The following is a 13,037-nucleotide window of genomic DNA, read 5'->3' on the forward strand; positions in this document are numbered from 1 at the left end:
GAAGGGCCAAAACTCTACTTTACAACGGTACTGAAAGAAGGGAAGAGATCATTTTCAGCCATTAACCGGTATTCTTCCGGCGTCAGGTTATTCAGGGACTCATGGGGTCGTTCACTGTTATATTCCATCAGCCAGTGCTCTGTAATTTCCCGCGCTTCATCCAGCGTTCTGAACAGATAAAAGTCCAGAACTTCTGTACGGTATGTCCGGTTAAAGCGCTCAATAAACGCATTCTGCGTCGGTTTTCCGGGTTTGATAAATTCCAGCATGACGCCATGTTCCTCTGCCCATTGCGCCAGAGCAACTGAGACAAGTTCGGGTCCATTATCCATCCTCATTTTCAGTGTATAGCCCCGGTTCGCCACTATCCTGTCCAGCACCCGGACAACCCGCTGTGCCGGGATATTCAGGTCAATTTCAATTTTCAGCGCTTCGCGGTTAAAATCATCCACGACATTGAAGGTTCTGAATCGTCTGCCACAGACTAATGCATCATGCATAAAATCAATCGACCAGCACTGGTTGAGTGCCTCAGGTATTGCCAGTGGTGCCGGATTCCGTACCGGCAGACGTTGTTTCCCTTTACGGCGAAAATTCAGTTTTAACAGACAGTAAATTCGGTGAATGCGTTTATGATCCCAGGCGTGACCTTGTCGGCGAATGACCTGGAAAAGTTTCTTAAAACCGTATCGCGGATAACGTTCGGCCGCTTCAGTCAGGGCCTGAACCACGGGCTCATCACGCCGGGTATCGGGCTGATAGAAAAACACCGTCCTGCTCAGTGATAACATCCTGCATGCCTGACGTATGCTCATTGCAAACTGAGAAATCAGATAGCTGGCGAGCTCACGTTTTATCACTGGTTTTAAAGCTTTTTTTCAATAACATCTTTCAGTGCACGGCATTCCAGGCTTAGATCAGCAAACATCTGTTTAAGACGTCGATTTTCATCTTCCAGATCTTTGATTTTCTTGATATCGGCAGCCTCCATTCCGCCATATTTTGCCTTCCAGTTATAATAGCTGACCTCTGAAATAGCGGCCTCACGGCAGACATCCCTGACCGTCCGTCCGGCTTCGACGGACTTCAAAACAGCGATTATCTGATGTTCAGTGAATCGGGCTTTACGCATGGTGATCTCCTCCAAGGATATATTCAGTATGTCGGAAGATCTCTAAAAGTGAATGGCTCTTTTTGCAAGGATACTTACACTGAGACCTCTCTACTCTCATGTAAGCCAGTCCTTGCTGTGAGTTCAACGGGTCGATGCAACGCTATCATTAATCAAGGGGGACATTGCCAACTTAAATGCTGCAATCATCAATAAGGAACTTAGCTCTCAGATAATGACATACCCGTAGCTACTAGCCCCAAAATGTATGCCCTGCTCTCTAAGAGCTGCTACAACCTGCTACATGTAGCAGGTTGTAGCAGGGTACCGAGATACATTATTGAATTTTTATCGGGAAGCATGTCAATTAACAGGCCAATCCACCTAAGCGTACACACTGGCTTGTGCCAAAGTTACGGTAACCGCCATAGTTATCCTTGGTTCTCGTTTTGGCCAAATAAGCTAATCGAACGAGAAAGTCCCAGTAGACAGGGCTACGCTCTAAGGCATCGTTCCTGCTAAACCTATAAACGGGATTGGGTGGGAATTCAGCTAATGTTGCATAATCATCGTGATGAAGCCCTATAGCACTGCACCAGGCTTTCTGTATGCGGGTAGCCATGTTATCAGCATCCCGCTCTTGGTAATTCCCCAAATACGTATAGACATCTCTGTTGAACAATAGCACCAAATGGTAATGGGGATGTTCACCAGTATCCCGTTCTCTGCACCACCCATAAGATGGTAATGTCGGGTTACCCGGTCTCATGGACCTATGGTGATCTGCCCGCAACTGGCTTTTCAGTGACTCAGAGAAACGAGTAATGGCCTGTACATTATCTCGTTGGAAGCATAATGGTAAATCAGGTTCTCCCGGCACATGAGACTGAGCGAATCTTAGGTCAGTGCGAATAGCGAATATCCGATTATGCTGCTCAAGCATATCGTAGACCATCTTAAGTAATGCGTTGAGAATATCTGGATTAATAGGTGAACTATACATACTGAATGCTATCGCTACTAATTCATCTATCTCTTCACTACTAAGTGAATATTGTGATTTCATAATAATCCTTAACTTTGTAAATATTGATTATTAGATAACGGGTAGCCCTCACGCTACCCATGTGATGTTGGATATAATCCCTGTATGGGAGTTACTATTTATGAATACTGCGATATAACTGGAACATTGACGGAGGTATATTACATATACCAATAAAACTACATATTCGATCCCCCTCTATTAATTTAGCAAAGCCACAGCCTTACTGATTTTAATAACTAACATCTGCAAAAAAAATAATAAATTCACTCTGAAGTTATTCAACCCGAGGTAGTTTATTCATCGTAATTGATCCCGAGTCAGCGATGGGAACACCTAGAGCTTCAGCCAACTTTAAAGGACTTATTGTTGAACCAATGACTTTAATGTAATTAACACCTCCACTTTGGAATAATTGTACCATTCCATCATTCTCAAGTTTATCTAACGCTGGATTCAGTTTTTCCGAACATCTGACTGAATAAGGGCCTTTTTTAATAATATGATTCCTTCTAAAATCATAAGATCCGTTATTAATAATGTTTTCATCAAAGTATCGCATCAATTTTTCAGCATCTGTAGGTTCTCGGGTTGCTTCAATTTTAGTGATAGAATGGTTCAATAACCATTGGCTTATTTGTGATGCAGACTTAAATGTCTCCTCAGTAATTATTGGTGAATCAGGCGTAATAAACATTTGTATTACACCTGCTATTCTCGAGGTCTGTTCCATTATCCTTGCACCAAAATCATCATAATTCTGAAGACTTCCTCCTCTTTTCATGAGTTGCCGGATTATTTTACTTTGTCTCTTCCATGCTTCATCTGCATCTTCAGAAAAAGTAATACAAATTCGGTTATTATTTTTTTCTCTGCGATTTATACCGTCTTGCAAATGCTTGGTAATAATAGAAAAAAAATTATCAAGTACTGATATATCAGGCCATGATTCATAATCAGGAATACTAATTAGCTCAGGGCATTGCTCTAGATCAATTAATGATAAACGAGCTGAATAGCCTGAGTTCCGAGCATTTTTCCCCAATTTATGCTGAGACTCATTAAATAAATCAGGCTGCAGTAACAACAAGATACTGAAGCGAACATCATCAACATCGTAGCTATCACGAGATGCTCTACTATCTGCAATTCTACCTTCACCCCAAAGAGAGTTGAGAGAGGAGCTATTGCGAAACAAGTTACTGTCAAAAAATAAACCTCCAGCTTCATCGGAGCTAAGCATTAATGATGGTGACCTAAGCGTTAATTCCTTTTTAAGTCCCTCAATGGTTGTGTCGTTAATAATCAGGCGTTTGTGTACTGGTTTAATTGGTTTTCTTCTTAGGCATTCCTCAAGTGTATTATACGCTTCAGTTATATTAATCTGTTGGCGAATAGCTTTGCTAAATTGCTTTTTTAGCTCTTTAGATTCAGTCTCCCAAGAAGCTAGTTTTAATAGATAAAGTTTTTCTTGTACTAAAAAATCATTCTTCAGTTTTTTTTCTAGTTGATATATCGGTTCCATCAACATTTTAAATACGGTTGATTTTCTACTGCCGGACTTTGCAAGAGTCAGAAGATAAAGTGATGTAAAGGTTTTCCCATTTTTCAGTTGAACATCAAATTTATCCTGACAGGAGAATGCCATTACCCCGAGCAATACTGTTAAAATAATCTCTGCAGCAGCTCCAGTTTTATAATGTATATAACTTATTAATTGTTGCGCGAAAGTGGGTAGTGTCTGAAATCTCAAACAGAGATCTTCATTCTGCTTAGATTTTTTATTTTTAAACATACATATCATCACCTTTCTATTTTCAGAACAAAATAAATGCTAATGTAGGGAAATCAATTATTTTTTATTTATCCAGTACAAAAGATCGCTGAGCAACCAACCACATGATTTAGCCCCCAGTGATTTACGACGAGGAAACTTACCAGCTTTTTCAAGTTTCCATGCCGTGGACCGAGAAATAGTAGTGATATACTTACGCTCTTTTTCCCGTACTAAACGGTCGCCTTTTTCACCGTAAACATGCAGGATTTTCAGCCGTTGTTCAGGGGTTGGAATGATAGATGTTGTACTCATACTGCCTCCTTTGTTTCAGTGGATGTATCATGTCGCAGATGAGTAACTCAATGGAAGAAGCAGACACCTTATTAAGGTGCCAACGCTTATCACGGGGCTTAATGCGGTTGTAGTAAGACTCAGATTAACTAGTTCTGTTGATTATTTTTCATCCGAAATATGGATGTTTCATCATTTTGATTGTTCATTAACAACAAGAGACTGGCTATCAATCTTCATTCTCAATACGTTTTATCCAGTTAGCAATAGTATCATCATTGAATGAAACGTTAACTCCCTGTTTTTTAGCCGTTATACTAAGCATTCCAGCTATTTTTGAAAAATTAACCTCACCATTACCATCAAGATAATGTTCTTTCAACATGACATATAAAGCCACTCTTTCTGCCCTTGAAATACGAGTTTTTTTTTCTTTTTTCTCATCAGGTATACTTTCTTTACTTTGTAGCGACAATTCATTTGAATCAAAAAAAATTTCTGATTTGTCCCGATAAATTTTATCGGGGAATATCAAATAATCCCAATCGTTTCTACCATATACAGCAATCGCACCTGCAACATTATTATTCTGTTTGAAAGTATCCATATCCACCAGAACATAATGGTCGTCAGCAAAACGGGTTACTGACGTAGCTTTTATACGCCAATAACCATGAGCATAGCCATTATAGGTATAACGGCACATCCCAAGCCCTCCTTCAATAATTCGGGTATCTATTTCTGCATCCTTTACTGGGTAAAATTGCCTAATTTTAAACTCTGGCATTTTTTCATGTTGATAGTAATCCATGCCAAATTTTATTTTCTTTTGCCAGTATTTCAGAAGAGATTGACCTCCACCAAGATATCTAACGATTCGGCACGGCAAGGCATCCAACCGGATGTAGAGTGAAACCTTATGATCAAACCAGTCATGAAGAATATTGTCTGGTGTTACATGACACTTTTCATATGCCATAGATAAAGGATAAAAATTTAATTGCTTTTGTGTCATAAGAATAGATTTCCTGCATGATGTTTATCTACATTTACTATACGGATTTTATTCATTGATTTATATAAATTAAATAGTGATTAACCTATATCTTGCAAGTATTCTCGTTACCATCTAAAATCTGCGGGATAGCTCAAAGGAATGCTACACCATGAAAAAAAAACAGATTACAAAAACTCAAATCTATCGTGCCGTTGCCAGCTCAACAGCTATCGAAACTGGCGTTTCTGTGCAAAAAATTGAGCAGCAACTCAAAAAGAATCAGGAACGAGCGAAAGCCGTTGGCCTCGCCCGTTAATCTGGCAATATATCGCTCACCAGCTGCATCATAGGGCTGTAGTTCCCTGAGACACCCGCTTGTATTGCCTTAAAGTAAAACGCCTTGTGTTCATCCCACAAGCTGTAATCCAGTAAACCCTTTCCCGCCAGAACCGACAATACATCGCAAAGTAGTCTCGACAGACGCCCGTTACCTTCTCTGAATGGGTGGTTCAAAATAAACTCCACATGGCATTCAGCCAGATAACGAACCAACTCCGGACGAGTTAGGAATTTGAGTTCACCAGACCTGGAGAGAAACTGCTTCTCGAAACCATCAAGAAGAAGCGGGATCCTGTCGGCAGCGGCAAACTGAAAACCATCTTTAGTCAGATTGGCATTGCGTAACCTCCCAGCCCAGTCATACACATTCCCCAGCCACTGGCGATGCCAGCAACTGATATGCTCAAATGCCAATGCAGCAGGCGGCTGGCCTTCGATAAATAGCTGTTCATACAGCATCAGCAGCAAGCCCGATTCCAGCGCCTCCATTTCCTCTTCATCAGTGATCTCTAACTTATTAGCCAGCACCAAATCTCCAGAGCCTGGCTGATATAGCTCTTCTGCCGAATTAAGCTCATACTTTGCCAATCCCTTACCTCCTCCCAAACAGGCTGACGACGTTACTCTCCGTCTGTTGCTGATAGTGGTTAATCCTATCTTCCCAAGTCTCAAGCGCCCTGCGCTTTTCAGTCAGATAATCATAACGGTCATAGTGTTTCGAGCTGACGTCATTCAAAGCGTGATTCTGGATACGGTCGCGGATCTCTTTGCTAATCCCAGCCTCCCCCATTAGCGTTTTACAAGTGCGACGTAAATCTCGCGCCGTGAAAACTTTAAACTCGAGATTAAAGGCCCGAAAATACATGATGGAACGCGCCAGACTATCGGTACGCACCGGGCGCTCATTGTTGGTCGATAGAGGAAAAATATAGGGACTGCTGCTTTCCTTCGTCAGCTCTTTCACTGAGTCTAATTCTAGTAGTGCCGATTCAGTCAACGGGATCAGGTGTTCACGCTTGTTTTTCGACACATCAGCTATGACCAGTAACGTCTTTTGCTGCCAGTCAATTGCACTCCACTGGCTGGCAATCATTTCAAATGGTCGCTGCCCGCCAGCATAAACACAGAAGCGGATTAGGTGCTGCATCAGCGGCCCAACGTTAGTTGCCTGAGCGAACTGCTCCATGACAAAACGTAGCTCTTCCAGCGTTAACCATGTATCACCCACTTTCTCCGCCGAGGACTGCTTCGGTATGGCCGATACCGGATTAACTTCAAGCCCGAATGTAATACCCACGCTGGTATTCATCGGATCGTTATCGGCTTTAAGCCCGTAGTTAAATGCCGCCATCAAGTAGGAACGAATGCGGTTTGCATGGACAACGGCATCACGTTGGATAATGCCTGAGAGGATGGTTTTGATCTGCAAAGGTGTTACATCCTTCGCTTTGGTCTCACGAGGAATAACCGTATAGCACTCTTTTTCAAGACGTTTCAGGACGTCAGCCCAAGTCCGCTTATTGTCGAGCTTCATCTTATTAACGTAGCCATGCACCAGTTCTTCAAACGATCCCTGAGAACGATGGATCTGCATAATGTGCTGCGCGGCCAGACGCTGTTGCTCAAGCTCTTGCTGGGGCTCTTTTCCTTCAACAAGCCAAGCTCCGTATTTTTTCGCCAGCTCATTGGCCGTCACCAGTTTCATCTCAGGCCAGATGCCCAATTGAATGAACTTTTCTTTCTTGCCTTTCTCAACGTAGTAACGGAAATAAAAAATCTTGCTACCTGAAGGCTGAACTTTGACACCAAGCCTGCCGGTACCACGTTGAGCGCTATTGCTCCATTCGTAGTACGACATACTTTTTGTCTTTAATCCACGGATAGCTGTCTCGGTAAGATTAGCGGCCATGAGGTTACCTTTCTGAAAATAATCGTTACCTGACCCAGTGCCCATTTTGGGTCAGGTAATGGGTCAGGTAACGATAGTACAATGGGGAGATGAGAGAACCAATCAGAAACGAAAATAATTTCATAACCAATTGATTATAGACAATTAAAAACACAAACAGAGTCAATGGCGAACAATTAAAAACAAGCTAATTTTATGACTCATAATCGCTTGGTCACTGGTTCAAGTCCAGTAGGGGCCACCAAATTTTAGCTTTAAATTCAGCAAGTTAAGCCACTTCCAACGGAGTGGCTTTTTTATTGGCTAAATATTACTTGCGATGAAATGGCGATAGAAAATTCACACCTCCCGCTCAGACATCATCTACATTTTAGTTCCGATTAAAACGGGATGGGTTTTCTGAGAAAAAGCCATAACGGACAACTACGAAAGTATGTAACAGAGAAGATAATGCGAGTCGTATTAGCACTGCTAAATTATGTCTATCAATCGGAGCACGTTTGTTAGAATCAGAAGAACAGAGCAAAAGTCAGGTTAGGAAACACAACGTCACTTGCACGAAGATCAAAGGCCGTAAAAAATAGAATCATCCTATCGGTGAAGAATTTGATGACTCTTTGCCAGAAGTTAAAAAAAGAGAGATTGTTCAAAGATTACTAAGCCGTTTCCATACCACTCTTAAGCGTACCGATATTGAGTTACCCACAGGCCAGTTGACACACGTGGTGCGCCACACTTTCGCCTCTCACTTTTTATTAATGGCGATAACGTACTAATTTTGCAAAGATTGCTTGGACCTACAGATATCAAAATGACAATGCGATATTCTCACTTTGCGGCGGGACATCTTGAAGAAGCATTGAGGCACAATCCTCTAACAAGTACTAACTGATATGACAATACTCTATGGATAAAATTACAAATTTTGAATCGTTCTTAAGAAAAATGTTTGATTTACTTCTATTTGGAGAAGGCGACAAAACAATGAAAATTGAAAATACTTTGAAATTAAATATGTAAGTTCGCACAATGGGATGTTTATACGTGTTAAAAACGTTAACTGGATACAAACTTCTGGACACAAAAAATGAGGTAATTAAATGGCAATGAATCCAATTATTAAAGCACAGCTTAAGACTTTTAAAGAAATGAACCCTAATGAAAATATGAACGAATCTGACCTCTTTGAGGTCATGTCAATATTTGCATTGGAAAATGGCATTCTTGGAGAGAATATAGATCCTTTCAAAGCCCATCTTAAGGGTTCAGAGTTTGGTATTGACGGTGTCGCCATTTCCATTCAAGGAGCACTTTGTACTGATGTGGACGAATCAGCAGAAATCCTATCAACAGGTAGGAATCACACATCAGAGTTTCATTTCTTTCAGTCGAAGACATCAGATAGCCTAGACTATGGCGATATCTCAAAATTTCTCGATGCCGTACATGACTTTTTTACTACTCAAACCTTAGTAAAAGGTCCGCAATTAGAGAGTCTTGTTGAAGTAAAAGATCAAATTTATGCTACGGCGACTAAAGTGAGTCCATCTCTGAGGTGTTACTATTGCACAACAGGTACCGGTGAGGTTTCGGGTGTTATTCAACAATTAATTGATATGAATAAAACCAGATTAAGTGAATTAAATATCTTTAACGATATTCACATTGAATGTATCGGTGCGAAAGTTATTCAAAATGGATTCCGCTCTGCTACCAATTCATCATCGGCAAAACTAACCTTCCAAAAAGCTATAACCTTGCCAAGCCACGATAAAGTTGATGAGGCTTATATAGGATATGTTCCTGCATCAGAGATATTAGCAATAGCACTTGGAGAACCAGACCAAGAGGGGATTAGACATATAAATAGAGCACTATTTTACGACAATGTCAGAGACTTTAACCCAGATTCAGAAATAAACAAGTCGATTATTTCTGAGTTAGAGCTAGGGGATGATTCCTCATTTATTTTCAAAAACAATGGAATTACAGTCGTTTCTAAAAGCATAGACCGTAAAGGTGATATTTTTACTCTTGAAGATTATCAAATCGTAAATGGATGCCAAACAACTAATATACTGGCATATATTAAAAGCAAAGCTGAAGGTATTTCAGTCCCACTAAGATTAATTGGTTGTAGCGATACTGACTTTATTTCAAGCGTAATCATTGGCACAAACCGCCAAAACGAAGTTAGGGAAGATCAGTTCTGGGCAATGCGTCCCTTCATGAAGGATTTAGAAGAATATTGCGCTTCACAAAGCAGTGACGCCAAAATTTATATTGAAAGGCGAGATAACCAGTATCGAGAAATTTTAATTGAACGAACACGTATTCTTCGTCCTTCCGATTTGATGAAAGTTTCCGCTGCTATGTTCTTTTATCAGCCAAATCGCGCCGCACGAGACCATAGGGGTATACGAAAAGAATTCTCAAGCCGAATTTTTTCAGAAGGTCACAATGTTGAACTTTATCATATGGCTGCGCTTGCATTATATAAGTTTGACTATCTGGTGCGCACGGCAAAAGTTGACAGGTCGCGAGTTATTTATCGTTTCTATGCCTTATATGCTCTAGTAAGAAAACATTGGGAAACGCCAAATATTCTAGATGCGCCTCCAAAAAGCCAGAAAAAAGTTAAAGATGCTATTCTGGTTATTTTGAATGATAATGATATATTTGCAACTCACATTGAGGAAGTAGCGAATCATCTCGAAAAAATAATATCTGAGTCAGAAATAAGTACTCGTGAAAAAATTCGAGACTACATTAGAACGGAAAGTGTAGTAGATGCGTTTACTCGTAGACTATTTCCTAAGAAGAGTTAATATCTGAAGTGAGAAGTTTTTATTGTGGAACACAAATCTTGTAGAGAATAGTTTGTTTATTAAATAATGTGTAGAACCTGGAAATGCTTGTCATTTCCGGGTTATTTTGTTCATTGCTCAGTTTCTCTGACATTGTTACTCAAGTAGAGTACTAATTTTTTCACCCATACCAAGATGAGTAAAGATCCGCTCAGGCACAGAGTTGGCAGTCGTACCATAGCGCATGCCCCCAATAAATGGCGATAAAGTGGCGACTTAATCGGTGTATAACGGCAAACCAAGGCAATCTCTGACAGGTTATTCCATTAATTATATGATTTCATTAGAGATGCGTTGATACTCATAATCGCTTGGTCACTGGTTCAAGTCCAGTAGGGGCCACCAAATTCGATTTAAATTCAAATATTTAAGCCACCTTGTCGGGTGGCTTTTTATTTCTAAATTAAAAAGCCCCAGCGGTTGCTGAGGCTTTTAATGAATCAGGAAGAGTTACTTAGTTTCACTTAATGCTTTGAGCGCCGCTTTCGCCAAAAAGTTACTGCGACTCGCATACGCTGGATGTTGACTGACGAAAGTGTCGATTCTGTTGATGAGCAAGTGAGGCAGCGTCACGTTTATACGCTCACTTTTCCCCATGAACTTAGTCACATCGACTTCAACAAAGATCCAAGCGCCGCCCTGATAGTTTTCGTTGAACTCCGGATCGGCGCTCATTGCCTTATTGGTTAAGCCAGTGCTTTCTGGTATGCCCTTGCCATCATCAGCCAAAAATTCAAAATGGGCCTCAAGCGCTGACTTTGCATCCTGCGCCGCTTCTTCCAGCGTATCTCCAGCGAAGTAGCAACCGGGCACATCAGGAAATGACCCGCTAGCTGAACCGTCTGGATCTGCATGTATATAAGCTGCATAGAACATCGTGTTTCTCCTGTGCGAAAAGGAGCGCCCTTGCGAGCGCCTCCCCGATTACTTAAGTTTCGCATCCTTCATAATTTGCCTAAGTGTCCCGAGCTTTATGTCTTTACGAGGATGCGGAACTGTTATCAGTACTGCAAAATCAGGGTGCTTGAACTGGTGGTGACTTCCATTGATGCGTTCAAGCGTCCAACCATTTGCTTCTAACTTTTTTATCAGTTCCGAACTTTTCACCCTTCCTCCCTTTCGTGACCTGATGAAAAAATCATACACATAACACACACTAAAGGCAATTTATTGGTGTGTATTGTGTGTATGGATCATTTATCACTCAGTGGCGCTAACACTTCTCGGTTACCGTTATGCCCAGATGTGCTAACAATTCCCTGCATCTCCATTTGCTCTATTATTCGAGCAGCTCGGTTATAACCTATACGAAATTGCCGCTGCACACCTGAAATAGACGCCCTTCTTTGTTCGATAACAAATGCAACAGCCCGATCGAATAAGGGATCAAGCTCCTCATCGCCATCTATTTCAAACACAGTTCCTGAGTTATCCCTTCCTAAAGCATTTATATATGCTGGCCTGCCCCAAGCTTTCCAATATTGAACAACAGCATGTATATCTTGTTCTCTCACATATGCACCGTGTATTCGCATAGGTGTTGAGGTATTAAAGGGGATATAGAGTAAATCACCCGCACCTAATAAAAGCTCTGCGCCGCCTTGATCTAATATACTGTTCGAATCGCCCCGGCTTCTTACAGTCAGCGCAATGCGTGAAGGTATATTCGCTTTAATCGAACTCGCCATTACCGCTGCCGAAGGCAATGTATTCACTAAAATGAGATGAATACCGGCGATAGAGGCTTTGCGAACCAACGAGTCGAGAAGACCGTTCGCAGATTCATCATTCGCTGCTGTTAGCTCAGAAAAATTATCCACGACAACGACAATATAAGTTTCTTTAGCTAGGTATGGCTGAGGTTTATCACTATGTGGTAGCCAGTAGGGATCGGGAATGGGCCGAGCTAAAGCATCAGCATGCTCGATACGCAGGTTATAATCCGCGAGGTTGCGAACACCAAGCGCAGCCATAAGTTTGTAGCGACGATCCATCTCACTATGACACCAACGCAATGCATCAGTGGCGTAACGCATATCGCTGATAACGCTGGTGAGCAAATGGGGAATTCCTTCATAGAAGGATAAATCCAGCATCTTCGGGTCGATCAAAATAAAGCGCAGCGTCTCCAGCGTATGCTTATATAACAGGCTCATTATCAGACTATCTAGAAATACCGATTTCCCCGCCCCCGTCATCCCTCCAATCAATAAATGCGGCATAGTTGTAAGGTCGGTAATCACGGGTTGGCCGAGACTATTTTGGCCCAAGGCGACAGCCAAAGGTGCAGCATTTTCAATAAACTCGGAACTATCTAAAACCTCCCGCAAATACACGGCCTGCCGGTATTTATTGCGAAGTTCTATTCCAATATATGGCTTACCGGGAATAGAACGCAGGACTCGCAGGCTCTCTGCTGAAAGCCTACGCGTTAAATCATCCTGCAAAACCGTAACCCGATTGACCGAAATGCCAGCAGCCAAATGTAATTCGAAAAGGGTGAAAACCGGGCCTTGAGAAAAACCACAAACTTGGGCTTCGACATTATGCTCCGCCAAGAAAGATTCAATCATTCTGGCTATTACTACTTGCTCCGAATCATCAACTTGAGTGTGACCGGGTGGAGGAGGCGTCAGAAGATCCAATGGCGGCAGTAGTGTCGTCGTCTGTTTTTGCATAGATCCCTCTAAATACCGTACAT

The 13,037-nt window shown here is 41.6% G+C and carries 12 protein-coding genes and 1 tRNA gene; 3 read left to right on the top strand and 10 right to left on the bottom strand.

Features of this window, described 5'->3' with window-relative positions; all coding sequences use genetic code 11:
• Positions 1–14 precede the first annotated feature (14 nt).
• From V2154_RS19150 to V2154_RS19170, 5 genes are all read right to left on the bottom strand, one after another.
• Positions 15–1,132 (bottom strand): IS3 family transposase gene (locus tag V2154_RS19150; RefSeq protein WP_227741692.1). Its coding sequence is split into 2 segments (ribosomal slippage): positions 15–871 and positions 871–1,132, totalling 1,119 coding nucleotides; the frame shifts between segments, so codons are not numbered across the junction.
• Positions 1,133–1,478: 346 nt separating this feature from the next.
• Positions 1,479–2,177: an inovirus Gp2 family protein gene (locus tag V2154_RS19155; RefSeq protein ID WP_008814933.1), complete on the bottom strand. Its 699-nt coding sequence runs from the start codon at positions 2,175–2,177 to the stop codon at positions 1,479–1,481.
• 256 nt (positions 2,178–2,433) lie between these two features.
• Positions 2,434–3,951 (bottom strand): YfjI family protein, encoded by a 1,518-nt coding sequence (locus tag V2154_RS19160; protein WP_008814932.1) that lies wholly within the window; start codon positions 3,949–3,951, stop codon positions 2,434–2,436.
• 57 nt (positions 3,952–4,008) lie between these two features.
• Positions 4,009–4,245, bottom strand: a complete 237-nt coding sequence (locus V2154_RS19165) for a helix-turn-helix transcriptional regulator (RefSeq protein ID WP_008814931.1) — start codon at positions 4,243–4,245, stop codon at positions 4,009–4,011.
• A 208-nt stretch (positions 4,246–4,453) separates the two neighbouring features.
• Positions 4,454–5,239, bottom strand: a complete 786-nt coding sequence (locus V2154_RS19170; protein ID WP_008814929.1) for a hypothetical protein — start codon at positions 5,237–5,239, stop codon at positions 4,454–4,456.
• Positions 5,240–5,390: 151 nt separating this feature from the next.
• On the opposite strand from V2154_RS19170, the gene V2154_RS19175 reads away from it, so the two are divergent.
• A complete protein-coding gene (locus tag V2154_RS19175; RefSeq protein ID WP_130999324.1) occupies positions 5,391–5,537 on the top strand; it encodes a hypothetical protein in 147 nt (48 codons plus the stop codon).
• Here V2154_RS19175 and V2154_RS19180 read toward each other — a convergent pair.
• The gene (locus V2154_RS19180) at positions 5,534–6,148 is read right to left on the bottom strand and encodes a Fic/DOC family protein (protein WP_020303461.1); all 615 of its coding nucleotides are present in this window, start codon (positions 6,146–6,148) and stop codon (positions 5,534–5,536) included. The two genes, V2154_RS19175 and V2154_RS19180, sit on opposite strands and share 4 nt — an antisense overlap.
• Positions 6,149–6,152: 4 nt before the next feature.
• Complete coding sequence (locus tag V2154_RS19185) at positions 6,153–7,469, bottom strand: tyrosine-type recombinase/integrase (RefSeq protein WP_008814927.1); 1,317 nt, start codon at positions 7,467–7,469, stop codon at positions 6,153–6,155.
• A 160-nt stretch (positions 7,470–7,629) separates the two neighbouring features.
• On the opposite strand from V2154_RS19185, the gene V2154_RS19190 reads away from it, so the two are divergent.
• Positions 7,630–7,713: transfer RNA gene (locus tag V2154_RS19190), tRNA-Met, on the top strand.
• An 856-nt stretch (positions 7,714–8,569) separates the two neighbouring features.
• Positions 8,570–10,297, top strand: a complete 1,728-nt coding sequence (locus tag V2154_RS19195; RefSeq protein WP_353503463.1) for an AIPR family protein — start codon at positions 8,570–8,572, stop codon at positions 10,295–10,297.
• 489 nt (positions 10,298–10,786) lie between these two features.
• On the opposite strand, the gene V2154_RS19200 is transcribed toward V2154_RS19195, so the two are convergent.
• The 3 genes from V2154_RS19200 to V2154_RS19210 form a co-directional block, all read right to left on the bottom strand.
• Complete coding sequence (locus V2154_RS19200; protein ID WP_353503464.1) at positions 10,787–11,212, bottom strand: type II toxin-antitoxin system HicB family antitoxin; 426 nt, start codon at positions 11,210–11,212, stop codon at positions 10,787–10,789.
• Positions 11,213–11,260: 48 nt separating this feature from the next.
• Positions 11,261–11,443 (bottom strand): type II toxin-antitoxin system HicA family toxin, encoded by a 183-nt coding sequence (locus tag V2154_RS19205; protein WP_353503465.1) that lies wholly within the window; start codon positions 11,441–11,443, stop codon positions 11,261–11,263.
• An 86-nt stretch (positions 11,444–11,529) separates the two neighbouring features.
• Positions 11,530–13,014 (bottom strand): DNA translocase FtsK, encoded by a 1,485-nt coding sequence (locus V2154_RS19210; RefSeq protein WP_353503466.1) that lies wholly within the window; start codon positions 13,012–13,014, stop codon positions 11,530–11,532.
• Positions 13,015–13,037 lie beyond the last annotated feature (23 nt).

The organism is Ewingella sp. CoE-038-23 (assembly GCF_040419245.1).
In the GTDB taxonomy this organism is placed as follows: domain Bacteria; phylum Pseudomonadota; class Gammaproteobacteria; order Enterobacterales; family Enterobacteriaceae; genus Ewingella; species Ewingella allii.